24 protein-coding genes and 1 pseudogene are annotated in these 23,287 nt (G+C 62.8%); 12 read left to right on the forward strand and 13 right to left on the reverse strand.

Annotated features, from left to right (window positions below; translation table 11 throughout):
* Nucleotides 1-33: 33 nt before the first annotated feature.
* Nucleotides 34-783 carry a gamma-glutamyl-gamma-aminobutyrate hydrolase family protein gene (locus PSH78_RS16290; protein WP_305495444.1) on the reverse strand — a complete coding sequence of 250 codons (750 nt, stop codon included), beginning with the start codon at nt 781-783 and terminating at the stop codon, nt 34-36.
* Nucleotides 784-945: 162 nt separating this feature from the next.
* Between PSH78_RS16290 and PSH78_RS16295 the strand changes: the two genes are divergently transcribed.
* A complete protein-coding gene (locus PSH78_RS16295; RefSeq protein WP_305495446.1) occupies nt 946-2,712 on the forward strand; it encodes a S8/S53 family peptidase in 1,767 nt (588 codons plus the stop codon).
* A gap of 9 nt (nt 2,713-2,721) precedes the next feature.
* Here PSH78_RS16295 and PSH78_RS16300 read toward each other — a convergent pair whose 3' ends face one another.
* The 4 genes and pseudogenes from PSH78_RS16300 to PSH78_RS16315 form a co-directional block, all read right to left on the reverse strand.
* Nucleotides 2,722-3,258, reverse strand: a complete 537-nt coding sequence (locus tag PSH78_RS16300) for a dihydrofolate reductase family protein (RefSeq protein ID WP_305495447.1) — start codon at nt 3,256-3,258, stop codon at nt 2,722-2,724.
* Between the two features lie 30 nt (nt 3,259-3,288).
* Nucleotides 3,289-4,216 (reverse strand): annotated as a pseudogene (locus tag PSH78_RS16305) (LysR family transcriptional regulator).
* A complete protein-coding gene (locus PSH78_RS16310) occupies nt 4,213-5,187 on the reverse strand; it encodes a quinone oxidoreductase (RefSeq protein ID WP_305495448.1) in 975 nt (324 codons plus the stop codon). Before PSH78_RS16310 ends, PSH78_RS16305 begins: the two are co-directional and overlap by 4 nt.
* A gap of 134 nt (nt 5,188-5,321) precedes the next feature.
* On the reverse strand, nt 5,322-6,188 hold the full coding sequence (locus PSH78_RS16315) for an NmrA family NAD(P)-binding protein (protein ID WP_305495449.1): 867 nt from the start codon (nt 6,186-6,188) through the stop codon (nt 5,322-5,324).
* A gap of 122 nt (nt 6,189-6,310) precedes the next feature.
* On the opposite strand from PSH78_RS16315, the gene PSH78_RS16320 reads away from it, so the two are divergent.
* The 5 genes from PSH78_RS16320 (at nt 6,311) to PSH78_RS16340 (ending at nt 10,662) form a co-directional block, all read left to right on the forward strand.
* Entirely contained in the window at nt 6,311-7,186 is an 876-nt protein-coding gene (locus PSH78_RS16320) for a LysR family transcriptional regulator (RefSeq protein WP_305495450.1), read from the forward strand.
* 114 nt (nt 7,187-7,300) lie between these two features.
* The gene (locus tag PSH78_RS16325; RefSeq protein WP_305495451.1) at nt 7,301-7,459 is read left to right on the forward strand and encodes a DUF2986 domain-containing protein; all 159 of its coding nucleotides are present in this window, start codon (nt 7,301-7,303) and stop codon (nt 7,457-7,459) included.
* Nucleotides 7,460-7,524: 65 nt separating this feature from the next.
* The gene (locus PSH78_RS16330) at nt 7,525-8,271 is read left to right on the forward strand and encodes a hypothetical protein (RefSeq protein WP_305495452.1); all 747 of its coding nucleotides are present in this window, start codon (nt 7,525-7,527) and stop codon (nt 8,269-8,271) included.
* Nucleotides 8,272-9,078: a hypothetical protein gene (locus PSH78_RS16335; RefSeq protein WP_305495453.1), complete on the forward strand. Its 807-nt coding sequence runs from the start codon at nt 8,272-8,274 to the stop codon at nt 9,076-9,078.
* A 630-nt stretch (nt 9,079-9,708) separates the two neighbouring features.
* The gene (locus PSH78_RS16340) at nt 9,709-10,662 is read left to right on the forward strand and encodes an alpha/beta fold hydrolase (protein ID WP_305495454.1); all 954 of its coding nucleotides are present in this window, start codon (nt 9,709-9,711) and stop codon (nt 10,660-10,662) included.
* A 129-nt stretch (nt 10,663-10,791) separates the two neighbouring features.
* On the opposite strand, the gene PSH78_RS16345 is transcribed toward PSH78_RS16340, so the two are convergent.
* The 3 genes from PSH78_RS16345 to PSH78_RS16355 form a co-directional block, all read right to left on the reverse strand.
* Nucleotides 10,792-11,199, reverse strand: coding sequence for an ester cyclase (locus tag PSH78_RS16345; RefSeq protein WP_305501297.1), 408 nt, complete (start codon nt 11,197-11,199; stop codon nt 10,792-10,794).
* 69 nt (nt 11,200-11,268) lie between these two features.
* Nucleotides 11,269-11,661: a GFA family protein gene (locus tag PSH78_RS16350; protein WP_305495455.1), complete on the reverse strand. Its 393-nt coding sequence runs from the start codon at nt 11,659-11,661 to the stop codon at nt 11,269-11,271.
* Between the two features lie 30 nt (nt 11,662-11,691).
* Complete coding sequence (locus tag PSH78_RS16355) at nt 11,692-12,618, reverse strand: LysR family transcriptional regulator (protein ID WP_305495456.1); 927 nt, start codon at nt 12,616-12,618, stop codon at nt 11,692-11,694.
* A gap of 132 nt (nt 12,619-12,750) precedes the next feature.
* Here PSH78_RS16355 and PSH78_RS16360 point away from each other — a divergent pair, with 132 nt between their 5' ends.
* Nucleotides 12,751-13,155 carry a RidA family protein gene (locus PSH78_RS16360; RefSeq protein WP_305495457.1) on the forward strand — a complete coding sequence of 135 codons (405 nt, stop codon included), beginning with the start codon at nt 12,751-12,753 and terminating at the stop codon, nt 13,153-13,155.
* Between the two features lie 156 nt (nt 13,156-13,311).
* Here the strand turns inward: PSH78_RS16360 and PSH78_RS16365 are convergent, their stop codons facing one another.
* The 4 genes from PSH78_RS16365 to PSH78_RS16380 form a co-directional block, all read right to left on the reverse strand.
* Nucleotides 13,312-13,791, reverse strand: coding sequence for a VOC family protein (locus PSH78_RS16365; protein ID WP_305495458.1), 480 nt, complete (start codon nt 13,789-13,791; stop codon nt 13,312-13,314).
* 66 nt (nt 13,792-13,857) lie between these two features.
* A complete protein-coding gene (locus tag PSH78_RS16370) occupies nt 13,858-15,159 on the reverse strand; it encodes an Nramp family divalent metal transporter (protein ID WP_305495459.1) in 1,302 nt (433 codons plus the stop codon).
* A 145-nt stretch (nt 15,160-15,304) separates the two neighbouring features.
* The gene (locus PSH78_RS16375; RefSeq protein ID WP_305495460.1) at nt 15,305-15,544 is read right to left on the reverse strand and encodes a hypothetical protein; all 240 of its coding nucleotides are present in this window, start codon (nt 15,542-15,544) and stop codon (nt 15,305-15,307) included.
* The gene (locus tag PSH78_RS16380) at nt 15,537-16,319 is read right to left on the reverse strand and encodes a VacJ family lipoprotein (RefSeq protein WP_305495461.1); all 783 of its coding nucleotides are present in this window, start codon (nt 16,317-16,319) and stop codon (nt 15,537-15,539) included. Before PSH78_RS16380 ends, PSH78_RS16375 begins: the two co-directional genes overlap by 8 nt.
* A gap of 330 nt (nt 16,320-16,649) precedes the next feature.
* Between PSH78_RS16380 and PSH78_RS16385 the strand changes: the two genes are divergently transcribed.
* The 4 genes from PSH78_RS16385 to kefC all read left to right on the forward strand — a co-directional run bounded on the left by PSH78_RS16385 (nt 16,650) and on the right by kefC (nt 21,159).
* Entirely contained in the window at nt 16,650-17,360 is a 711-nt protein-coding gene (locus tag PSH78_RS16385; protein ID WP_305495463.1) for a response regulator, read from the forward strand.
* Nucleotides 17,357-18,706: a cell wall metabolism sensor histidine kinase WalK gene (locus PSH78_RS16390; protein ID WP_305495464.1), complete on the forward strand. Its 1,350-nt coding sequence runs from the start codon at nt 17,357-17,359 to the stop codon at nt 18,704-18,706. The genes PSH78_RS16385 and PSH78_RS16390 overlap by 4 nt, the downstream gene beginning before the upstream one ends.
* A 103-nt stretch (nt 18,707-18,809) precedes the next feature.
* Nucleotides 18,810-19,331, forward strand: coding sequence for a glutathione-regulated potassium-efflux system oxidoreductase KefF (gene kefF, locus PSH78_RS16395; protein WP_305495465.1), 522 nt, complete (start codon nt 18,810-18,812; stop codon nt 19,329-19,331).
* A gap of 1 nt (nt 19,332) precedes the next feature.
* Nucleotides 19,333-21,159, forward strand: coding sequence for a glutathione-regulated potassium-efflux system protein KefC (kefC, locus tag PSH78_RS16400; RefSeq protein WP_305495466.1), 1,827 nt, complete (start codon nt 19,333-19,335; stop codon nt 21,157-21,159).
* A 182-nt stretch (nt 21,160-21,341) separates the two neighbouring features.
* Here kefC and PSH78_RS16405 read toward each other — a convergent pair whose 3' ends face one another.
* Nucleotides 21,342-22,214: an aldo/keto reductase family oxidoreductase gene (locus PSH78_RS16405; protein WP_305495467.1), complete on the reverse strand. Its 873-nt coding sequence runs from the start codon at nt 22,212-22,214 to the stop codon at nt 21,342-21,344.
* A gap of 100 nt (nt 22,215-22,314) precedes the next feature.
* Between PSH78_RS16405 and PSH78_RS16410 the strand changes: the two genes are divergently transcribed.
* Nucleotides 22,315-23,220 carry a LysR family transcriptional regulator gene (locus PSH78_RS16410; RefSeq protein ID WP_305495469.1) on the forward strand — a complete coding sequence of 302 codons (906 nt, stop codon included), beginning with the start codon at nt 22,315-22,317 and terminating at the stop codon, nt 23,218-23,220.
* Nucleotides 23,221-23,287: the final 67 nt, after the last annotated feature.

Consider the following 23,287-nt stretch of genomic DNA (forward strand, 5'->3'; position numbering starts at 1 on the left):
ACCACTACAGCATCTAGAAACCAGATCCAAGCGTCAAGCGTCTTTTTCCGCCCGCTCCCGACATGCCTCCCCGAACGCCCGAAAAATCGTCCGATAATCCGCGTTATCCATTACCTCCCACTCCGGATGCCATTGCACCCCCAAGGCAAATGCCCGGCTGCCCTCCACCGAAAGGCCCTCCACCAACCCATCCTCGGCCACGGCCTCGACGCGCAAGCCCTGCCCCACCCGGGCAACGCCCTGGCCGTGGACCGAGTTGACCTCGATCACGTCCTTCAGGCCCAGCCGCGCCAACACGCCACCGGGCCGCACCGTCAAGGCGTGGTTGCGGGCGTACTGTTGCTGGACCGGTTCATTGCTCGGCGGTTCGTGTTCGGCGCCGGGGCCGTCGAGTTGTTGATGGAGCGAGCCGCCAAAGGCGACGTTCATTTCCTGGAAGCCGCGGCAGATGCCGAGCACCGGGAGGCCGGCTTCGACGGCGGCGCGCCAGAGCGGCAGCGCCAGGTTGTCGCGGGCCGGGTCGTGCTCGGTGCCCGGCGGACTCGGTGGGCCGTCGTAGTGATGGGGTTCGATATTGGACGGCGATCCGGTGAAGAGCAGGCCGTCCAGGCCGGCGATGATGTGAGCCGGATCGAGCAACGCCGGAAACACCGGCAGGATGACCGGCAACGCCTCGGCGGCGGTGGCCACGGCTTGGGCATATTTGTCGTTGCTGAGCTGGACGGTGTGGGGGCCGATTTTGCCGGAGCAGGCGATGATTCCGATCATGGGTGGACGAGACATGGGATCCCTCTTTTTCGAGTCTCAGACGTTTAAGAATCCGATTGCCGCGCGGGTCCGGTTGTTCCATTTCGATGACGACCGCCACGGATCGAATCCCAGGGCTGAACGAAGCTCGCGACACAACGGTCGGAACAGCAATCCCCGACCAGGAAAACTCACCCCATGCCCATACGACCCGCCGCCCTCGTCACGCTGTTCACCTTGTCTGCCAGCACCCTTGCAGTGGCGCAGGAACCGCTACGCCTGGAAGGCTTGAAACGTTGCGGCGACTTGCTGGAAAACCAGCGCCAGGAATGGTGCCTGACCGCGCGAGGGCTGGGTGACGCAACGCCACAACTGAAACTGGGCGAGAAAACGATTCCCGCCGGCAGCGTTGAGCGTGACGGGAACAACCTGCGCCTGCGCCTGGACCGCGCCGACTACCAGAGCGGCCCGCTCTGGCTGGAGGATGGTCCGCGGGCCAGCAACGCCGCTTGGCTGACTTTACGCACCAGCCACGTAGTAGCCGCCGGGCCGAACGAAGTGGCTAAGAACATGGACGGCCTGACCACCTATGTGGATCTGGTGAGCGTGCTCATCGAGGAAAGTCACGACGGTCGCCGGGAGGCTGAACGTCTCGCCGCCAAATACGGGGCGAAGGTGGTCGGCAGCATCGCCCCGCTGAACGTCTATCAGCTGCGCCTGCCCGCCAAAAACCTGGTAGAGCGCGATGCGCTGGTGCTGCGCCTGGGCGGCGAGACCAGTGTCGATGCCGTGGTGATAGAGGAGTCCGCCGCCGAAGAGACCGAGCAGGCGCCCGCCCGGCCAGAAGAGCCGAAGAAGCCGGCCAAGGACTCGGATGAATGGGCGGCGAATCGCTTCCTCGATGCGGTGCACTATTATCAGCGGCGCATCCCCGGGCAGCAGGCGCCGATCCGACCGCAGCCGGTGCGCATCGGCCTGATCGAGCGCGACGTGGATTTCGACACGGCGGATTTCGCCGATTACCTCGGCGCCTGCGCAATGCCGCGAACCTGCGTCTACGCCCGCGATGCGGACAAGCCGGACAACCACGGCACGACGGTCGCCGGCATCCTTGCCGCGCGCTGGAACGATGGCGGCAACAGCGGGTTCCTGCGGGGCCTGGACAAGGCCAGCGGCGGCTTCGAGGTGATCGTCGAGCGCAATTCCGACGCCGGGATCACCGCCAACATCGCCGCCTCGGTGAACCTCGTCGAGGACGGCGTGCGGGTGCTCAACTGGAGCTGGGGCATTCATCGCGTTGGCGCGAAAAACGTCAAGGGTGACGAGGTCGATTCGTTGCTGCGCTCGGGCATTGCCATGAGCGGCTACGAGGAGTTGCTGGAGGAGTTTTTCCTGTGGCTGCGCAAGGAGCATCCCGACGTGGTGGTGGTGAATTCCGCCGGCAACGGCTCGTCATACTCGGGCACCGATGAATACCGCCTGCCCTCCTCGTTCATCACCGAACAATTGCTGGTGGTCGGCGGGCATCAGCGCAGCGAACGCGCCGGGATTGCGGTCGATGATCCGGCCTACGCAGTCAAGCGCGACTCCTCGAACGTCGACATGCGCGTCGACATCACCGCCGCCGCGTGCACCCACGCCTCGACGGTCAATGCTGGCGAGGACGGCGCGGTACATTGCGGCACGTCCTACGCCACGCCCATGGTTACCGGGCTGCTGGCGGCGATGCTGTCGATCAATCCGCAACTTCACCCAGAGCAGTTGCGCATGCTCCTGCGCCGTAGCGCCATGACCATCGGCGACAATCATGATTTCGAGCAAATGGATGGCGAAGACCTCACTGCGCCCATCCTGCCGTCGGAGCGTAACTACCAGCTCAACGACAAGGACGTCGGTCGCTCGGCGCGGCTGGACATGCAAAAGGCCCTGGATCTGTCGGTACAGAGTCGCGATCGGGTGCGTTGATTCGTCGGGTCACGGAGCCAACCGATAGGTGCATTGCACCAACCCCGAGGGAAAACAGCGGCTGGACACCAGCTGCAGATCGACATCCTGCTCAAGCCCGCCGAATAACGGCCGCCCCGAGCCGATCAGCACCGGTACAGTGGTGATTACCATGTCAGTGATCAATTTCTCGCGCAGAAAAGACTGCACCACCTGCCCGCCATCAACATAGACGCGATGCACACCTTGGCTCGCCAGCTCCTTCATCAGGTCTCTGGGGGCGAGACTGGAGAAACGCAGCTTGCCAATCAAGGCTTCCGGCACTGGCGTATCGGCCAGTTGTTCAGACAGCACCACCACAGGCCGATCGTAGAACCAGGTATCGAAGGTTGAGACTTTTTCATAGCTGCCCCGGCCCATCACGATCACGTCTTTGTCAGCAATGAACGCCGAATAACCATGATCCTCGGTGGGATCGTCGCGCTGCACCAGCCAATAGATATCGCCGTCGAGCCGGGAAATAAAACCGTCCAGGCTGCAGGCGATGAAAACGTGTGCGGTTATCATTCAGGGTTCTCCTTGGTTTGGGGGGCATAGTCAAATGGCCCAAGGCGGGGCCGGGCTGAACTTCGCCTCGATCCACTGCTTGAAAGCGACCACCACGGCACTGGGGAACTTGGCCGATGGCCTGACCAGATAAACCCCGCCGGCGGTGTCCAGGTGCCAATCGGGGAGCACATGCAAGAGCCTGCCAGCGGCGATTTCACGACTCATCAACCAGTCGCCGGCGCCAAGTATCCCGGCGTCGGCACAGGCCGCCGCCAGCAGTGATTCACTGTCGTTGGCGGTGAGGTTGCCTTTGGGCGTGACTGTCTGCAGTTCGTTGTTACGATGAAGCCGCCATTGAGGAAAAGACGCCAGGCCGCTGAAGCGCAGGCAGTTATGGCTGGCCAGGTCCTGCGGCACCCGGGGCATGCCATGTTTTTCGAGATAGGCCGGTGAGGCGCAAAGGAATGCGCCGGTGATCGCTCAGTTTCCTGGCGATCAATCGGTTGTCATCCAGTTCGCCAATCCGGATCGCCGCGTCAAAACCTTCATCGATGATGTCGACCAGGCGCTCGCTGTAGTCCGCGATGATCGAAACATGCGGATATGCCTCGAGAAAGCCCGGCAATATCGGGCCGAGCCAACGCCTGCCCATGGCGGCGGGCAATGCCAGTCGCAACGTGCCGCGAACTTCGCTGGCGCCCTCGGCCGCTTGCGCCTGTGCTTCATCCATCAGCTCGATGGCCGAGCGCAGGCGTTGTTCCAGCTTGGCCCCGACTTCGGTAATCCGCACCTGCCGGGTGGAGCGCTCCACCAGCCGCACGCCGAGGCGCTTTTCCATCGCCGCGAGCCGTTTCGAGATGATGGTCGGGTGCCGTTGCAACAGCCGGCCGGCCGCCACGAATGAGCCCTGCGCGGCCACGGCCAGGAACGCAGCGATTTCGTCGCTGTGCTGGTTATTCAAGACATCAAGATTCATGGTTTCAGGATGATCGCCCCCGATGAACGCCCCGACTCCAGATCGGCATGGGCCGATGCTGCGTCAGCCAGCGCATAGCTTGCCCAGATTCGCGGCTGGATGACAGCCGAATCGATCGCAGCCAGGACATCCTGGGCACGCGCCTGGTATTCATCGACAGTCGCGGTATGCGCGGCCAGCGAGGGACGGGTCAGGAACAGCGAACCTTTGGCATTGAGTGTCGCCAGTTCCACGGCTGCCGGCGCACCCGATGAAGCGCCGAACGACACCAGCAGGCCTCGGGGTCGCAGGCTGTCCAGGGAGGCCTGGAAAGAGACCCGCCCGATCGGGTCGTAGACGACGTCGACTTTCTGCCCACCGGTGATACGTGCGACATCCGCAGCCAGGCTGTCGGCGTCGAACACCAGAACCTCGTCGCAGCCCAATGCCTTGGCTTTTTCGACGCTGGCCTGCCTGGAGACCACGCCGATCACAAACGCGCCCAAGTGCTTGGCCCACGGCACCATGATCGCCCCCAGCCCGCCTGCCACTCCGTAAAGCAGAAGGGTGCTGCCCGGCCCGACGGGATAGGTGCTTTTCAGCAGGTACTGCGCCGTGATGCCCTTGAACATCAGCGCCGCCGCATCATCGAACGACAGCGCATCGGGAATCCTGACCAGCCGCTGCGCCGGATAAAGCCGGGCCGACGCATACGCGCCTATCGGGCCCGTGGCGTAGGCCACGCGATCGCCCACTTTTACCTGACTGACATCGGCACCCACGGCCGCCACACGCCCTGCACCTTCAAGCCCAAGGCCGGAAGGCAAGGGAATCGGCATCGCGCCCTTGCGCTGGGTAATGTCGAGAAAATTCACCCCGATCGCTTCCTGCTCGAGCCAGACCTCGCCCGGCCCTGGCGACTGTCCGGGCACTGCTTGCAACGTCAATACATCGGGGCTGCCGAATTGGTTGAAGCGGATCGCAGCTGCCATGTTCATTTCTCCTTTGTTTGGAAATCACTTCACCAGACGGAGCCAGTGTGAGAAGCGATCCCGAGATGAACAAGACCGGCGGATTGCAGATCATTGCTGCACAGCATGCAGCAATGATCCTTTGCCCAAGCGGCTTACTCCCCGGCAACCGCCTCACGAACAAACGCCTCATAGCTGCGCAGCGGACGGCCGAGGATGGCCTGCAACCGGTCGCCGGCGCCTTCGCTGGTCATGCCGAACTGCTGGATGCCGGCCATCATCAGGCGCATGTCATAAGCCAACCAGGCGGGACCGAACGAAGCCATTTGCGCTTCGAAGGCGGCCACATCGTCACCGCCGTAGGCAATCTCGCGCCCCAGCGCGGCGCTCCAGATCTTCGCCACCGACGCCCCGGTCAGCGCTTGCGGGCCGACCAGGTCCAGGATGATCCGCTCCAGCGCTGCAGAAGCCCTGTCACGGCGCAGCAACTCGGCCACAGCGACATCGGCGATATCGCGCGCATCGATCATCGAGACGCCCGCCGAGCCGATCGGCATCGGGTACACCGAGTAGTCCTGGATCGTTTGCTGGACCATGCGTTCGTTCTGCATGAAGTAGGCCGGGCGCAGGATCGTCGCGGCGATGCCGTGGCTTTCGATCATGCGTTCAACCGTGTGCTTGCCGGTGAAATGCGGGACGTTGGTGAACCGGTCGGCGTGGATCACCGAGAGGTAGACGACGCGCTCGATGCCTGCCTCTTGGGCGAGGTTCAGGGTGATCAGGGCTTGGGTGACCTCATCGGGCGTCACGGCGTTGAGCAGGAACAGCGTCCGTACCGACGACAGCGCAGCGCGCAGCGACGGGACGTCGGTGAGGTCCGCGACAACTTCCGTGACACCGGCCGGAATGGCGCGTTTACCGGTTTGGCGCACCAGGGCTTTTACCTCGGCGCCCGCGTCGGCGAGGCCTTGCGTGACGAGTGAACCGATGGTGCCGGTGGCGCCGATGACGAGAATGCTCATGTAAATCTCCAGAAGTGGATGCAAGTGGATGAATCGAACCGCGTTGGAAAAAAGATAAGCCGTTGCATCCGCAAAACGAAGACCACAATATGTAGACGCCATGTCTCAAATCTGGAACAGCGATGAACCTGAACGCACTGATCGATTTCACCCTCGTCGCCAGCAGCGAGGGATTGGGAAAGGCAAGCAGAGCAAGCGGCCGGTCCAAGGCGACGTTGTCGCGGCGCATCTCCGAGCTCGAAGAGCAATTGGGGGTGAGGCTGATCGAGCGCAGCGCGCGAGGCCTGAAGCTGACTGAAGCCGGCGAAACACTGCTGGCCCGGGCCGAGGGGCCGCTGGCCGAGGTTGCGGAGGCGTTGGCGGCCGCGCGTGACGGAGGGTCGACGCCACGAGGACGCCTGCGTGTCGCCTCCCCGGTGCTGTTCTCGCAGTTGGCGATGGGTCGGATCGGTGCCGAGTTTTGTGCGGCCTACCCGCAAGTCACCCTCGAAGTGGTGGCGGAAGATCGGCTGGTGGACCTCGTCGAGGATCAATTCGACGTCGCCATCCGGATCAATCCGAGCCCGGACAGCAGCCTGGTCGGGCGTTGCTTCGCCAAGGACCGGCTGGTGGTCGTGGCCGCCCCAGGCATACCCAGGCCAGAACCCGGGGCGATCCGCCCGGTTCCCGCCATCGTGATGCCGGGCTTCCAGCCCACCCACTGGACGCTCGATGGAGGGGAACTGGTGCTGGAGCCCATCCCCAACCTGCGGTTTTCTTCATTCCTGATGATCCGCGACGCCGCCATCGCCGACGGCGGTGCTGCGCTCATTCCCCAATCGATCGCGTGGGACCAGCTGGCCCGCGGTGAGTTGGTCCGGTGGGGCAGCGTGACCGGCGTCGAACCACAACTCTGGGTCTTGCACACATCCAGGCGCCTGGCGGCGCCGAAGGTCCGCGCCTTCGTCGACTTCCTCTGCGCCAGGTACCCGGACATGTCGTTGGTGCTCAAGGGATAGTTGCAGCCGTTCACAAAAGACGACGCGGGGACCCGAACCCTAGCCACCGCCCCCTTTCACACTTACGATACGTCACCGCAGCCGCTTCCCAATCGGACAAGCCGAGTAGAAAACATGAATCGCCGTAAAAAGATCAACCAGCTACTCAAGGCCAACGCAAAGAAGGCCAGTGCCAAGCTGGCGCCGAAGAGCAAGGACCGCTACATCAGCAAAGCCGACCGACTCAAGGCGGCTGAAGCCGATCCAGAGATGACCGTTTCCCCTGAAAGCTGATCCTTGCCTGTGACAGGATCAGTACCCTGTCAGGCCTCCCTCAAATGGACTTCTTGGAGACACCCGTGCAACGTCTTATCCTTGGCATCGCCTGCATCGCACTGGCCGCTTGCGCCAGCCAGCAGTCCCGGACAGCTCCGGTCAATGCGCCGGCATTCACGTTCCGCAGCGTACCGCTAGCGGCCGATGGTCTTCCGGTCATCAACCCGGACGTGCTGAAAAGTATCGAACAACTCGGCATGCCCACGCCGGTCAAGACGCTGAGCTACGTGGAACTGGCCGGCACCGTCAACTACCCCAAGGAAAGCCGGCCGGAACGTACCGAATACTTCCTGTCCAGCGACCCTGCCACCCGCCAGCTGCGCATCACTCACAAAAGCGAAAACCTCGACGGCCGCATAATCAGCTGGCGTGGCCTGCTTACGTTGTCAGGCCTGGAGCAGGCCAAGGCGTCTCGGAACACCGCAGTGATCGACAGCCTGAGTTTTCGGGGTGACTGGCAACACATGCCGGTGGGCGGTCAATTGGGTTTCACCCGACAAGGCAGTCTCACCAGCAACATCATCGGCACGTTGGGCACGGAGCCGAAAGTCGTCGACTGTCGCATCGATCGCGAATTGCCGGCCAAACAACTGAACCCGGCGCTGAGCGGCCAGGCCAAGGCCATGAGTTGCCAGGAACAACGCCCGAGCCTCCGCCCCGTTCCCTTCGATCACTATTACTATCTGGTCGACTACGGCTTCTTTTTCCATGCCAGTACCGACAAAAGCGACTCCACTTCCATCGACATGCACATCAAGAGTGTGAAGTAGATGACCACCAACCCCATCGATCCGCTGGCGCTTCAGCGCATCACCGACGCCCACGGCACCCTTGAGGGCGCGACGTATTTCGACGCGGAAGAAAGCCTGGTCCATGACCTGTTTCCCGATCACATCGTTTTCCAGACCAACTACCTGGACCACAGCAGTTATGCCGTGGATGTCGTCGAAGGCGCGGTCCGGGTGCGCAAGACGCGGCTGGACAATTACCATCGGGGCCACAAGGCCCAGGTGATCGATGACGACATGGACGATGACGACTGGGCAGAACTTGGCAGTCTCTGGCAGCGTTTGAGCCACGACCTCGACACCCAAGGCAACGGGCCGCCCGTGGATCTGGCCGATACGCTGGCCGACCTGTTCGATGGACTTTTCGACGAGGCGCAGGCGCAAACGCTGATCGACAACATGCCGGCCCCTACCGGCGAGTGGAATTGGGCGTGGACGCAAGTGCAATCGGCGCTTTCCGAGGCCGGGCAGCTGGCTGAGTTCGAGTGGAAGGAGTGGTCGTCCTCGGGAGTCTACGCCATCAATGTCCTTGCCCCGTTAAAGCAACTGGGCATTAAAATCCCTGCCCCGGACAGCAAGACCGTTGACGCCGTCAACCGCGCCGACGATTGGGAGCGCGCACTGCTGCAGTACTTCAACGCGCAGCTGGAAACCCGAGAGTTGAAACTGCTGGCCATCGGCACGCATTTCGATGAATACCAGGCATTTGCCTGCCTGCCCATGAACGGCCTGGGCCTGGTCAATGCCTTGGAAATCCTCGGCAGGCTAGGCATCGTCTATAAATACTAAGCCTCTGATGCGGCGATATTTCGTCGCTGCACGAACGTCCTCGAGCCTCGGATATACCATGAAAAATTGTGTTTACTGCGGAGCCCTTATTCTCGCTGACAACGGTGAGTGCAAACGCTGCTCCGAGTCGATGAGGCAGGCGGCGGCCGAAGCGCTCCCGCCGAGCTCCGGGACGCCGAGGTGGGTGAAAGTCGTCAAGTGGCTGTTTATCGGGCTGCTGGCAGCGGTGCTGATTGCCGCAGCGGTGATCGCCTGGGTGATCAAATCGTTGGGGCCGATGCCTTCGTTTGGGTGATCCCCGTCAGCAACTGCAATCGCTTTTGTGGCGAGGGAGCTTGCTCCCGCTCGGCGGCGCAGCCGTCGTAATACCGAACACGCGGTATACCTGCAAAACCGCATCCAGCCCATTGGGACTGCTACGCAGTCCAGCGGGAGCAAGCTCCCTCGCCACGGTGATCATGCAGGTATCTGGAACCTTCAGGTCTCCGAGATCCTGCAGGTATCTGAAATCCCCATAGTTGCTATCGACGTCAGCGCCGTTCTCGTTGCGCTGCGCTCTCTCTAATCTGCCCACCAACGCGATCGATGACGATCCCGGCAGATCAAACACCCCTTATGGAGAGAGAAACGATGAACACCTTCAACCGCACCCTGGCTGTCGCAACCCTGGCCCTGGCCACCCTCGGCGCCGAGGCGGCGACGCCTGTGCAGGCCGGTGCCAGTGCTTCCGCAATCGGCAGCGTGGTGCAGTCGTCCAGCTACATCACCACCAAGGATGGCGTCCAGCTCTACTACAAGGATTGGGGCCCGCGTAACGGCCAGGTCGTCACCTTCAGCCACGGCTGGCCGCTGGACTCCGACAGCTGGGAAGGCCAGATGATGTTCCTCGCCTCCAAGGGCTACCGCGTGATTGCCCACGACCGTCGCGGCCATGGTCGCTCCAGCCAGCCGTGGGAAGGCAACGACATGGACCACTACGCCGATGACCTGGCGGCGGTCATCGAAGCGCTGGACCTGAAGGACGTGACCCTGGTGGGTTTCTCGACGGGCGGCGGCGAAGTGGCGCGTTACATCGGTCGCCACGGCACCGGTCGAGTCAAGAAAGCCGTGCTGGTGTCCTCGGTGCCGCCGCTGATGCTCAAGACCGACACCAACCCCGGCGGCTTGCCGCTCGAAGTCTTCGATGGCTTGCGCAAGGCGTCCCTGGAGAACCGCTCGCAGCTGTACCTGGACATCGCCTCCGGCCCGTTCTATGGCTACAACCGCAAGGGTGCCAAGCCATCCCAAGGCTTGATCCAGTCGTTCTGGGCGCAGGGCATGCAAGGCGGCAGCAAGAACACCTATGACTCGATCGCGGCGTTTTCGGCGACTGATTTCCGCAGTGACTTGAAGAAGTTCGACGTGCCGACGCTGGTGATCCACGGTGACGACGACCAGATCGTGCCCATCGATGCCTCAGGCCGAGCCTCGGCGGCGCTGATCAAGGGCGCTCGACTGATCGTCTACCCAGGCGCGCCGCACGGCTTGACCGAGACACACAAGGATCGCCTGAACCAGGACCTGCTGACTTTCCTCAAGGAATAAACCCGAGTAGCTGTGTGAAACAACCCCCTGTGGGAGCGAGCTTGCTCGCGATGGCGGTGGATCAGTTTGCCAATGTGTTAGCTGACACACCGTCATCGCGAGCAAGCTCGCTCCCACACTGTTTGATGTTCAAAGCCCTTCTCCGGAAGGGCTTTCGCGTTGGAGCGCCGCTTCCACCGCCGCCTTGTCGATGACCGACCACACGCGAGCGATTTTTCCGCCATCGAAGGCGTAGAACACATTCTCGGAAAAGCGAATCCGCCGGCCATCGGTCTCAAGCCCGAGAAACCGGCCGCGCGGCGAGCAATCGAACAGCAGTCGGGCCGCGACATTCGGCGGTTCGACCACCAGCAGGTCGATAGTGAAACGCAAGTCGGCAATGGTCCTCACGTCGTTTTCCAGCATCGCCCGATAGCCCGCCAAACCCACCGGTTCACCGTTGTATTGCACGTTGTCATCAACAAAGCTGCCCAGTTCCTGCCAACGACGGGCATTCAGGCAGACGATGTAATTGCGGTATTGCTCGGCCAGGTCCATGTCCATGTCCTCGGTTCCCAGGGCGTATTTTGAGGACCGCACCGGGAGACCAAGGTTCTGGTTCGCACCCTACCCCTCGAACCGCCCCGTGCCCTCGCGATCATGTTCATAGCGCCGTGAGAGTGGAAACGCCGGCAGCCAGGATTCGCGGCGCACGGTCCAGCTTTCGTAGGTGGGCATCAGTTGGTCGGGCGCATCCAGTGTGCCCAGGTTGACTTCGACCTCGTCGCCGCTGCGGGCGAAGACGGACGAGCCGCAGTGGGGGCAGAAAAAACGTCCGGCGTAATCCCGGGTTTCACCGCGGACGGTCACCGCGTCCCCGGGGAACACGGCGGCGGCGAAAAACAGCGCGCCATGGTGCTTGCGGCAATCCAGGCAGTGGCACAGGCCAACCCGGTATGGGCGCCCCGAAGCTTCAATGCGAACGTTGCCGCACAGGCAACCGCCAGTGAATCGGTCCATCGTCGATCTCCTCTGCATTCGAGAGAATTTTCATGACACAGGCCGATCAATAATAGGCGCATGTTGCGCCATCAGCTCCACCACCCAGTCGATGAATACCCGCAGTTTGGCGCTGATGTGCCGGTTCGGCGGGTAAGCCACGTAAAGCGGCATCGACTCCAGATGCCAGCCTTCGAACAGCGGCACCAGTGCGCCTTGCGCCTCGTGGAGGCGGGACATGTACTGGGGCAGCCATAACACGCCCAGTCCCGCCAGGCCGGCGGCGAGGTAAGCGTTGCCATCGTCGACAGCAAGCACATGGCGGCCCTTGATATGAAGGTATTCGTCATCCTTGTGCATGGCATAAGGCAGGGCCTTGCCGGTGCGCGCCCACAGGAAACCGACGATGCGGTGCGCGGAATCTTCCAGCTCCCGGGGATGAAGGGGGATACCCTCGCGCGCCAGGTAACTCGGCGCCGCAAAGACGCCCAGGGCCAGGTCGCCGACGCGCCGGGCGATCAGCGACTGGTCCGTCAGTTCACCGCCGCGCACCACGCAATCGACGTTTTCGTCGAGCATGTTGACGATGCGATCGCTGACGCCCAAGTCGATCTGGATGTCCGGGTATCGCTGAAAGAAACCCGGCAATGCCGGTACCAGGATCATCGCGGCCAGCGGACTCGGCACGTCAACCCGTAGCCGTCCACGGGGCAGCGACTGGGCAGTGGACAGGCTGGTTTCGGCATCGTCCAGGTCGGCCAGCAGGCGAGTCGCCCGCTCGTAGAAAACCGCGCCGTCCGCGGTGACATTGACCTTGCGGGTGGTGCGGTTGAGCAGCCTGACGCGCAGCCGCGCCTCCAGCTGCTGCACCAGTTGGGTCACAGTGGTCTTGCTCATGTGCAGGGTCTCGGCGGCCTTGGTGAAGCTGCCCGCCTCCACGACACGTACGAACGCCTGCATCGCATCGAAACGATCCATGGGTGCCTCGGATTGTTTGGGTTCTACAAACAGTGATCGCCAAGGTTGCTCGTTTATCGCCGCGACACAAGCCCCTAGAGTGACTTCATCGTTGATTTCCCGCCGCTTGCGGCTCATTTGATGGAGACACCCATGACACAGCGCGACGTTGTTTTCCCACCCGGCCGCCAGGCGCTCTACGAGCGCAACCGTTACTCGCCGGCGATTCGTTCCAATGGTTTCCTGTTCGTCTCCGGGCAGGTCGGCAGCACCGAGGACGGTTCCCCGGAGCCGCACCTGGAGGATCAGGTCCGGCGTGCGTTCAACAATCTGAAGGCGATCCTGGCGGCTGCCGATTGCAGCTTTGACGATGTGGTTGACGTGACGGTCTTCATGGTCGATCCGCAGTCGATATTCGAGCGAGTCTGGAGCGTCGTGCCGGAGTTCTGGGGCAACGCGCCGCACCCCACGCTGACGGCGGTGGGCGTGACGTGGTTGTATGGTTTCCAGTTCGAGATCAAGGTGATTGCCCGGTTGCCGGAAACCACCGGGAGCTGACTTTGGTTTCAGCTCTGCTGCCGCTTTCGCGAGCAGGCTCGCTCCCACAAGGAATGGGGTTGTCGGAAAGTCGAGGGCACACTCAAATCCAATGTGGGAGCGAGCCTGCTCGCGAAGGCGGCGGTACATCCAACACCTCTGCAAGCTGTGCCGCCGTCAGCCCCTCACCGCCGCCTCAATCGCCGCAATATCGATCCTGGTCATGTTCATCATGGTCTCGAAGGCGCGCCTGGCGGCGGCTTTGTCGGAACTGGTGACCGCTTCGATCAGCACCCGCGGACTGATCTGCCACGACACGCCCCACTTGTCCTTGCACCATCCGCAGGCGCTCGCCTGGCCGCCATTGTCGATGATTGCGTTCCACAAGCGGTCGGTTTCGGCCTGGTCATCGGTGGCCACCTGGAAAGAAAACGCTTCGTTGTGCTTGAACATCGCCCCGCCATTCAGGCCGATACAGGGGATGCCGATCACCGTGAAATCCACGGTGAGCACGTCGCCCTCCTGGCCCGCCGGGTAGTCGCCGGGCGCGTAGTGGATGGCGTTCACCGCACTGTCGGGAAAGGTAGCCGCGTAGAACTGCGCAGCTTCCTGAGCGGTGCCGTCATACCAGAGACAGATCCTGTTCTTGTTGTTCATCCGGATTCTCCGCAAGGGGCTGGACCGTGAAGTCTAGCAGCCCCTCCAGAGGTGAATGAGCAGACCTCAGGTAAACAGATCGACGCCCAGCTGGAACGCGACCCACAACGCCAGGCCAGTGGCAAATACCAGCGCGATGTTTTCGAACAGGTTGTTGCGGTATTCCTTGCTCAGCAGCGACTTCTGGTTGGACATGATCAACAGGCCCAGGGAGATCACCGGCAGGCCGATGATGTTCAGGGCGTTGACACCGATGGTCAGGGTCACGAAGTCTGGCATGCCGGGCAACGACCAGATCAGCGGCGTCACCAGGATGAACAGCATGAACCATTTGTGCATCGGGTCACGGTGGAACTCTTTGCCATAGCGCTCGCGACGTTCGGGCCGCACGTGCTGGAAGGCGTCGGTGATGAGCATCGGGAACGCCGTGGTCTTGCCGGAAATGCTGGCGAACAGCGTGGCGAAGACACCGATGAAGAACACATACCAGCCAATTGGGCCAAAGAAGATTTCCAGGGCCTTGCCCAGGTCGCCCAGGGTTTTGACTTCGATGCCGTTGGGCCGCAGGATTTCCGCGCCGACGATCCAGATCGCCAGGTTGATGATGATCCCGACGAACACCGCAAACAGCAGGTCGTTGCGCTGGATACGCTTGTGCTCAGGACCCACCCAGCCTTTCTGGCGCATAACGTAGGGGTGAACGAAGTTGGCGATGGAACCCGCCACTGCGCCGATCACCGAGACCGCCACCAGCAGCGCACCGTGCACGCCTTCATCCGGCGGAATGCTGAAGCCGATGGTGCCTTTGACGATGCCGGCGACATCCGGGCCGGACATCATCGCCAGGGCCAGGAACGCCAAGGTCATGATCGCCAGCAGCGCCTTCATCACGCCTTCGATCATCGAATAGATATTGCGCCCGACCAGCATCCACACCGCCAGCACCACCGCCACCGAACAGAGCAGCGGATAATCGGTCTTGAGCAGCATCGCCAAGGCCTCGCCGGCACCCTTGATCATGTAGGCATTCATCAGGTGCCCCATGAGCAGCGCGTACACCAGCAGGAACCAGGCAAAAAACGGATTGAGTTGCGCGTAGCCCTGCAGGATGGTCATGCCCTGGTTATTGCAAAGCTGGAAGCGCGCGATGATGTTGACGATCAGATAGCGCAGCAGCAGAGACACCGCCAGCACCCACATCATGGCGTAGCCGTAGTTGGCCCCCGCCACGGAAGAAGTGATGAGGTCGCCTGCGCCCAGCCAGGAAAGTACCGCAATGATGCCCGGGCCCAGAAGCTTCAACAGGCGTACGAAGCGGCTTTGCGCGGGGGCTGCAGCCTGCCCTTCGGCGGAAGGTATGCTCGACATGGATGGAGTCTCCGTTGTTTTTTTTGTGAGAAACGGACACAGTCGACCATATTTCGTACGACATCGTACAACTCTAATTTATCGAGAGTATGTAAAAATGTTTCGTCGCTGCCCGGGCGGCAAACAGCCATTATTGAACGCGCTGTCAGTGGCCCTCCCCTCGTTCGCCGTTATTGATCATCCACCGAATCATGCTCGCCAGCGGCACGCGATAGTGCTGGGCGGCGCACAAGCCGGCTTGTTCGGGGTCGTACCATTCGACGTAGCGGCTGAGCAGCACATGCCGGCCATCCTCGGCGAGCCGCAACTCGACTTCGCGGCAATGCAACGCACCCTGGTCGAGTGTCTTCACTCGCCGATGCAGCACCAGCGCCTGGCTATTCATCCTCGGCACCCTGTTCCCGACATTGCGGGTTGTCCTGGACGGCACCCAGTTTCCCGTCGGCGACAAAATCGGCGCGCCGCTGGGCGACCGCGTCTCGCAGGGCCACGTAGTAATCGGCCTGGGTCTGCAATTTGTCGGTGAGCGGCAGCGCCTCGGCGCGGCCATCGACGACGCCGCCCACGGTCTTGATCGTGCCCAGGGTTTCGACGGTATCGCTGTTGCTGCCGAACGGGTCCACCGCGAAGCTCACCACCTTGCCGGTCGCGTCCCTGAGGTTGCCAGTGCCGAACAATGGCAGCTCGACGATCGGCCCCGGAGCGATATTCCAGACGCCGAAAGTCTGGCCGAAATCGGATTCGTGACGGGCGATGCCCATCTTGCCCGACACGTCGATCAGCCCGACGATGCCCACCGTGGTGTTGATGACGAAACGGCCCAGGGTAGTGACCGAACGCTCGCCGTTGCCTTGCAGCAAATCGTTGATGAAGACCTTGGGCTCGCCGAAGTTGGCGACGAAGTTGTGCACGCCGCTCTGGAACATCTCCGGCAGTTTGCGATAACCACGGGCGATGGGGGCCAGGGCATAGTCGTCCACGGTACGGTTGAAGGCGAAGATGCCGCGGTTCACCGGTTCCGCCGGATCATGCACGGCATAGGGCATATTCTCGCAGCTGCCCGGTGTTGCGGGCGGCGTGCTGCTGCAACCGCTGGCAAACGCCGCCAGCGCAACGACGACGGTGGATCGAACAAGCAGCGCGGGTCTGGCGATCGGCATACAGAATTATCTCGGCGAGGAATGAGGGGTGCCTGACAGTTGAAAGCCGAACACCCAACCCGTGGCGAGGGAGCTTGCTCCCGCTGGGTCGCGAAGCGGCCCCAAAAATCCATGAGCGCTTCGCACTCAAGCGGGAGCAAGCTCCCTCGCCACAGGGTTCAATGCACAACTTCACTGGCTGACATCGAGGCAATCCTGCCGCGGTTTTCTTGCCCGAAGATTTCCGCAATGTTGCGTGCCGGTCGCTTTGTTTCCGGATTGAAATATATGACGCAAGCGGCGGATTGACCCTAGTATCGCCTCCTGTATCCATTGCCCGACGTGACCCCTGTGAGCCATCTACTCCTGGTGGACGACGACCTCGAAGTCCTCGCCCTCCTGCGCAAATTCCTCGAACAACATGGCTACAGCGTCGAAGTGGCCGCCGACGGCGTGGCGCTGTGGCAAGCGGTCGAGCGGCGGATGCCCGACCTGATCATCCTCGACGTCATGCTGCCGGGCGACAACGGCCTGGTGCTTTGCCAGCGACTGCGGGCCGAACACCGGGTCGGGATCATCATGCTCACCGCCATGGGCGAACTGAGCGACCGCGTCGTCGGCCTGGAAATGGGCGCCGACGATTACCTGACCAAACCCTTCGACGCCCGCGAACTGCTGGCCCGGGTCCGCGCCGTCCTGCGGCGTACTGGCGAAGCCAGGGGCAGCCTGGGCGATATCTCCCGACCCGTGCTGGAATTCGAAGGCTGGCAACTGGACGTCACCCGTCGCGAGTTGCGCTCCCCCGACAAGGTCATGATTCCGCTGTCCACCGGCGAGTTCGAACTGCTGCTGGTCTTCGCCGAACATCCGCGCCGCGTCCTCACCCGCCAGCAATTGCTGGACCTGGCCCGGGGCGAAACCTTCGACGCGTTCGACCGCAGCATCGACGTCCAGGTCAGCCGCCTGCGGCGCAAATTGGAGACCGACGTCACGGGTCCGTCAATGATCCGTACCATCCGCAACAGCGGGTACCTGTTCAGCCCTCACGTGGTAAAGCGATGACCGCCAAACCCTCGAAGATGCCTCGCCCCAGGGACACCGTGGCGCGCTGGATCGCCCTGACCACCATGGTCTCGATGCTGACGCTGCTGGCCCTCAACGAACTGTTCAGCCTGGTGGCCGGTGCGTGGGCGCGCCCTCCCCTGATGGAAACCGGCCTGATGGACAAGGCCGCGGCGATCACCCGCATCATCGACTCGGCCGATCCCGGCCAACGGCACGCCATTGCCCGTGTCGCCAGTGATCCCGGAATCAATGTGCAGTGGCTGCAGCGCTATGAGGAGGCGCAGCTGCCGGTGATCGGGGATCCGGAGTTCAGCGAAGGCTCGACGTTCCTGCGCCAGCAACTGAACAGGCCCGACGCCCGGATCGAGGCCTACGAGCCCAACGACTGGCCGGCCGCTGATGACCCGAGCAGACGCTACGCGGTGATCATCGAGCTGTCTGACCATACCTGGGTCATCTTCTCGGTGGGCTCGCGCAGCTGGGGGCTGGGGGAATGGCAGCGCAACCTGATCATCATCGCGTTGATCCTGCTGTCGACCTTCATCGTCGCCCTGATTGCCACGCGGCACCTGGCAACCCCGCTGGAGCGCTTCGCCGAGGGTGCCCGGCGCTTCGGCGTGGACTTCCGGGCGCCGCCGATCCCGGTCGTCGGCCCCTTCGAGATCCGCCAGGCGATCCTGGCGTTCAATGCCATGCAGGCCCAGCTCAAGCATTTCGTCCAGGACCGCACGCAGATGCTCGCGGCGATCTCCCATGACCTGCGGGCACCGTTGACCCGCATGCGCCTGCGCGGCGAATTCATCGAGGATGCCGATCAGCAATCGCGCTTGTTCCGGGACGTCGACGAGATGCAGGCGATGGTCAACGCCGCGCTGGAATTCTTCCGCGACGAAGCGCGCCTCGAACACGCCACCGCGTTCGACCTGGCGGAGCTGCTGCACACCATCGTCGATGATTTCAGGGACGGCGGCATCGAAGTGTCTTTCGAAGGCGCCCAGCGGCTGGTCTACGTAGGCCGTCCCATCGGGATCAAGCGCGCGCTGACCAACCTGATCGACAACGCGGTCAAGTACGCCAGCGAACCGGGTGTCCAACTCAAGACCTTCATCGATCGCATCGAAATCCGCATCCAGGATCGCGGCCCGGGCATTGCCCCGGAATACCATGAGCAGGTCTTCGCACCGTTCTTTCGCATCGAGGGTTCACGCAACAAAAATACCGGTGGCGTCGGCCTGGGCCTGTCGGCCGCTCGGGCGACGGTGCTGGAGCACGGCGGCACACTGACGCTCAGGAACCGCCGGGGCGGCGGCCTGGAGGCCAGGGTCTCGCTGCCGCTCAATTGATGCTGGCAAGGCTCGCCCGGGAACAATCTCCTAAACATCGCGCGCCTTCCCCGGTAGGATGTCCGGCCTTTTGACCCGGACCCAGCCGCCTGGAATTGCCCCGATGATCCTGATCGTTTATGCCCATCCCTACCCCGACCAGTCGCGGGTCAACCAGCAGATGCTCAAGCGCGCCGGCGCCAATCCGGACGTGGTCATACGCTCGCTCTACGATCTCTACCCGGATTTCGACATCGACGTCGAGGCGGAACAGCGCGCCGTCGAACAGGCACAGCTGGTCGTCCTGCAGCACCCGATGTACTGGTACAGCATGCCGCCCCTGCTCAAATTGTGGATCGACAAAGTCTTCACCCATGGCTGGGCGTACGGCAAAGGCGCCACGGCCCTGAACGGCAAAAGCCTGCTGTGGGCCGTCACCACGGGTGGCGAACACGATCATTTCCAGATGGGCGCCTACCCCGGCTTTGCCGTGCTGGCGCAGCCGCTCCAGGCCACGGCGCTCTACTGTCATATGCGCTGGCTGGAACCGCTGGTCGTGCATGGTGCGTTTGCCGGCGACGCCGAGGCCCAACGTGAACAGATCGAACACTATGGCGAACGCCTGGCCGCCTGGAAGGAAGCTTGATATGGAAACTCACAGCCTGATCGAAATGCTCATCTACCTGGCCTCGGCGACACTGATCGTACCGATTGCCGTCCGGCTGGGCCTGGGCCCGGTGCTGGGTTATCTGTTGGCCGGGTGCGTGATCGGCCCGTGGGGGCTCAAGCTTATAACCGACGTCAAGGCCATCCTCGAATTCGCCGAGATCGGCGTCGTGCTGATGCTGTTCATCATCGGCCTTGAGCTCGACCCCAAGCGCCTCTGGGCGCTGCGCCGGATGGTATTCGGTGGCGGCGCGCTGCAGATGCTCGCGTGCGGCGCCGCCATTGCCGCGTTCTGCGCGGCGCTCGGCCTGGGCTGGACGGCGGCGTTGCTGGTCGGCCTGACCCTGAGCCTGTCGTCCACGGCGATCGCCATGCAAGCCATGAGTGAACGCAACCTGAACGCTACCGCCGTGGGCCGCAGCAGTTTTGCCGTCCTGCTGTTCCAGGACATCGCGGCCATTCCCCTGGTCGCCATGATTCCGTTGCTCTCGGCCCATGGCGACACCCCCTCGGGCATGGCCCTGGCGTTGTCGATCGTCAAGATCGTTGCCGCCATCAGCGTCGTCGTGCTGCTCGGGCGCTACGTGACACGGCCGCTGCTGCGCTTCGCCGCGCGCTCGGGCCTGCGTGAAATCTTCAGCGCCGTGGCGCTGTTCCTGGTATTCGGCTTCGGCTTTCTGCTGGAAGAAGCCGGCCTGTCGATGGCCATGGGCGCGTTCCTCGCCGGCGTGTTGCTGGCGAGTTCCGAATACCGCCATGCCCTGGAAAGCGACATCGAACCGTTCAAGGGCCTGCTGCTGGGGCTGTTTTTCATCGGCGTCGGCATGTCGATCGACTTCGGCACGCTGATCGACGCACCGCTGAAAGTCATCACCCTGACCCTGGGTTTCATCCTGATCAAACTGCTGGTGATCAAGGCCGTCAGCCGCTTCCTCAATGTCCCCGCCGGCCAGCGTTCCTGGCAGGCGGTATTGCTCGGCCAGGGCAGCGAGTTCGCCTTCGTGGTGTTCGGCGCCGCGACGTTGGCGGGCATCCTGACCGACCAGTGGGGCAAAAGCCTGACCCTGGCGGTGGCCCTGTCGATGTGCGTGACGCCGCTGCTCATTCTGCTGTTGGAGCGAATCGAGTCGGGCAGCAAGAAAGACCGCCAGGAATCCGACCTCGTCGACCAGCAGAACCCGCGGGTGATCATTGCCGGCTTCGGCCGTTTCGGGCAGATCGCCGGGCGTTTGCTGATGTCCTGCGGCGTCGAGGTGGTGGTCCTGGATCACGACCCCGACAACATCGAGACGCTGCGCAAATTCGGCGTGAAAGTGTTCTACGGCGACGCCACGCGCCTCGACCTTTTGCATGCGGCCGGCGCGGCCCAGGCGGCGGTGCTGATCAACGCGATCGACGATCAGCAAGACAACCTGACGCTGACCCGGTTGGCCCAGGAGCACTTCCCCAGGTTGAAACTGGTCGTCCGCGCGCGGGACATGGGCCACCTGATCAACCTGCGGCAGATGGGTGTCGAGGTTGCCGAGCGGGAAACTTTCGAAAGCGCGCTGGCGTTGGGTCGCCGGGCGCTGATGCAGATGGGCGTCGGCGCTTACGAGGCGCGCGAGCGCGCCGATCAGTTCCGCCGCTTGAATCTGCAGATGCTCGAAGAAATCGTCGCCCAACCGGAAGATGACCTCAAGTTCCGGCACGACGCCTACCGACGCGCCAACGCGTTGCTCACCGAGATGTTCAACGAAGACCGCGCCCGCCCCGTCGACAGCTGGCCGGAACACCATCGAAACGAGACGGATAAAAGCGCTGGCTAGACGCTGGTACAGCAAGTCTGAGATCCACCTGGTCCTTCGTGGCGAGGGAGCTTGCTCCCGCTGGGCTGCGTAGCAGCCCCTGAATTTTGCGATCGCTGCGCGATCGAGCGGGAGCAAGCTCCCTCGCCACGGGGTGGGTGCCAGGCGTTTATGCGACGGTGCAGGCAGGCGGACCGCGCCTGTTAATTTGCCTGCACCAACCCGTCCAACTCGGCGAGCATCGGCGATGGGATTTTCAGCTCACTCGCCGAGAGATTTTCCCGCAGGTGCGCCACTGATGACGTGCCGGGTATCAGCAGGACGTTGGGCGCACGTTGCAGCAGCCACGCCAACGCGACACACAGCGGCGACGCCTCCAGGCGCGCGGCAACGTTCGACAACGTTTCCGATTGCAGCGGCGTAAACCCACCCAGCGGGAAAAACGGCACGTAGGCGATGCCTTGGTGGCCCAGGTCGGCGATGAGTTGTTCGTCGTCACGGTGGGTCAGGTTGTAGTGATTCTGCACGCAAACCACCTTGGCAATTCCCTGGGCCTCCTTGACCTGCGCCGCCGTGACGTTGCTCAGGCCCAGATGGCGGATCAGGCCCTGGCGCTGCAGCTCGGCCAATGCTGTAAAGGACGCTTCAATCGATCCTTCAGCGGGCGCATGCACATCGCCCATGACCCGCAGATTGACCACATCCAGCACCTCGACGTCGAGGTTGCGCAGGTTATCGTGGACCGCACGGGTCAGCTCGGCGGGGCTCTGGGCTGGGTTCCATGACGCATCGGCGCCACGAACCGCGCCAACCTTGGTCACGATGACCAGGTCGTCGGCGTAAGGGTGCAGCGCCTCGCGGATCAATTGGTTGGTGACGTGAGGCCCATAAAAATCGGCGGTATCGATGTGATTGACCCCGGCCTCCAAGGCTTCGCGCAACACGGCGATGGCGGCCGCCGGGTCTTTGGGCGGCCCGAAGACCTGCGGCCCCGCCAGTTGCATCGCGCCATAGCCCATGCGGTTGACCGTACGATCACCGAATAAAAAGGTCCCTGCCTTGTCTGCCCTGCTCATCGCGTACCCCTTGAATTAGTCTGTGTGAGCCGACTATAGGCGTTGACCACTCCACTGATAATCAGGTGCAATCCGAACGGGTTGTACGACGGAGAGAACAATGACGACGGACATTCAAGACTTGCTGGCCTTTGTGGCGGTGGTCAATGCGCGGGGATTTCGAGAAGGCGCCCGGCTCAGCGGCAAATCCGCCTCCAGCCTCAGCGACGCGGTACGCCGGATCGAAAGCCGACTCGGCGTGCGCCTGCTCAACCGCACCACCCGCAGCGTGGTGCCGACCGAGGCCGGCGCACGGTTGATGGAACGCATCGTGCCGGCCCTGGGCGAAGTCGAGTCCGCGCTGGACGTGGTCAACGATTTTCGCGACCGCCCTTCCGGCACCCTCAGGTTGAACGTGCCGGTCAGCGCCGCCCGGCTGGTGCTGCCTTCGATCATTGCGCCCTTCCTCAAAAGCTACCCCGACATCCGCCTCGAAGTGGTTACCGAAGAAAGCTTTGTCGACATGCTCGCGACCGGGTGTGATGCGGGTATTCGCTACGACGAGCGCCTCGAACAGGACATGATCGCAATCCCCATCGGCCCGCGCGTTCAACGCTTCGCGACCGCCGCCGCACCGGCATACCTCGACGCCCGGGGCCGCCCCGAGCACCCACGGGACCTGCTGCAACACGCTTGCCTGGCCGGCAAGTTCCCCAGCGGCGCCTTGCCGCTATGGGAGTATGAGCGTGACGGCGAAACCATCAGCGTCGAGCCGAACGGCCCGTTGCTAGTGCGCATTGGCGGCGCCATGGACCTGGCCGTCCAGGCCGCGGTGGATGGACTGGGGATCGTTCACCTGTTCGAGGACTGGCTGCGCCCCTACCTGGACAGCGGTGTCCTCGAACCGGTACTCGAACCGTGGTGGCAGCGCTTTAGCGGACCGTTCCTCTACTACCCCGGCCGCCGCTACCTGCCGTCGCCGCTGCGGGCGTTTGTGGACTTCATCAATCAGAACCGGGGGGACTGAGGCGCTTGATTGCGGCGCCCCATCGAACATCTCCATAAACTGAACCACCGCTTTCGCGAGCAGGCTC

The sequence above is a fragment of the Pseudomonas sp. FP198 genome (genome assembly GCF_030687895.1).
Lineage (GTDB): Bacteria > Pseudomonadota > Gammaproteobacteria > Pseudomonadales > Pseudomonadaceae > Aquipseudomonas.

Bases quoted from the DNA above. Each gene is read 5' to 3' on its own strand.
- PSH78_RS16290 (WP_305495444.1), bottom strand. From the start codon at position 783: ATGTCTCGTCCACCCATGATCGGAATCATCGCCTGCTCCGGCAAAATC.
- PSH78_RS16295 (WP_305495446.1), top strand. From the start codon at position 946: ATGCCCATACGACCCGCCGCCCTCGTCACGCTGTTCACCTTGTCTGCC.
- PSH78_RS16300 (WP_305495447.1), bottom strand. From the start codon at position 3,258: ATGATAACCGCACACGTTTTCATCGCCTGCAGCCTGGACGGTTTTATT.
- PSH78_RS16310 (WP_305495448.1), bottom strand. From the start codon at position 5,187: ATGGCAGCTGCGATCCGCTTCAACCAATTCGGCAGCCCCGATGTATTG.
- PSH78_RS16315 (WP_305495449.1), bottom strand. From the start codon at position 6,188: ATGAGCATTCTCGTCATCGGCGCCACCGGCACCATCGGTTCACTCGTC.
- PSH78_RS16320 (WP_305495450.1), top strand. From the start codon at position 6,311: ATGAACCTGAACGCACTGATCGATTTCACCCTCGTCGCCAGCAGCGAG.
- PSH78_RS16325 (WP_305495451.1), top strand. From the start codon at position 7,301: ATGAATCGCCGTAAAAAGATCAACCAGCTACTCAAGGCCAACGCAAAG.
- PSH78_RS16335 (WP_305495453.1), top strand. From the start codon at position 8,272: ATGACCACCAACCCCATCGATCCGCTGGCGCTTCAGCGCATCACCGAC.
- PSH78_RS16340 (WP_305495454.1), top strand. From the start codon at position 9,709: ATGAACACCTTCAACCGCACCCTGGCTGTCGCAACCCTGGCCCTGGCC.
- PSH78_RS16345 (WP_305501297.1), bottom strand. From the start codon at position 11,199: ATGGACCTGGCCGAGCAATACCGCAATTACATCGTCTGCCTGAATGCC.
- PSH78_RS16350 (WP_305495455.1), bottom strand. From the start codon at position 11,661: ATGGACCGATTCACTGGCGGTTGCCTGTGCGGCAACGTTCGCATTGAA.
- PSH78_RS16355 (WP_305495456.1), bottom strand. From the start codon at position 12,618: ATGGATCGTTTCGATGCGATGCAGGCGTTCGTACGTGTCGTGGAGGCG.
- PSH78_RS16360 (WP_305495457.1), top strand. From the start codon at position 12,751: ATGACACAGCGCGACGTTGTTTTCCCACCCGGCCGCCAGGCGCTCTAC.
- PSH78_RS16365 (WP_305495458.1), bottom strand. From the start codon at position 13,791: ATGAACAACAAGAACAGGATCTGTCTCTGGTATGACGGCACCGCTCAG.
- PSH78_RS16370 (WP_305495459.1), bottom strand. From the start codon at position 15,159: ATGTCGAGCATACCTTCCGCCGAAGGGCAGGCTGCAGCCCCCGCGCAA.
- PSH78_RS16375 (WP_305495460.1), bottom strand. From the start codon at position 15,544: ATGAATAGCCAGGCGCTGGTGCTGCATCGGCGAGTGAAGACACTCGAC.
- PSH78_RS16380 (WP_305495461.1), bottom strand. From the start codon at position 16,319: ATGCCGATCGCCAGACCCGCGCTGCTTGTTCGATCCACCGTCGTCGTT.
- PSH78_RS16390 (WP_305495464.1), top strand. From the start codon at position 17,357: ATGACCGCCAAACCCTCGAAGATGCCTCGCCCCAGGGACACCGTGGCG.
- kefF (WP_305495465.1), top strand. From the start codon at position 18,810: ATGATCCTGATCGTTTATGCCCATCCCTACCCCGACCAGTCGCGGGTC.
- kefC (WP_305495466.1), top strand. From the start codon at position 19,333: ATGGAAACTCACAGCCTGATCGAAATGCTCATCTACCTGGCCTCGGCG.
- PSH78_RS16405 (WP_305495467.1), bottom strand. From the start codon at position 22,214: ATGAGCAGGGCAGACAAGGCAGGGACCTTTTTATTCGGTGATCGTACG.
- PSH78_RS16410 (WP_305495469.1), top strand. From the start codon at position 22,315: ATGACGACGGACATTCAAGACTTGCTGGCCTTTGTGGCGGTGGTCAAT.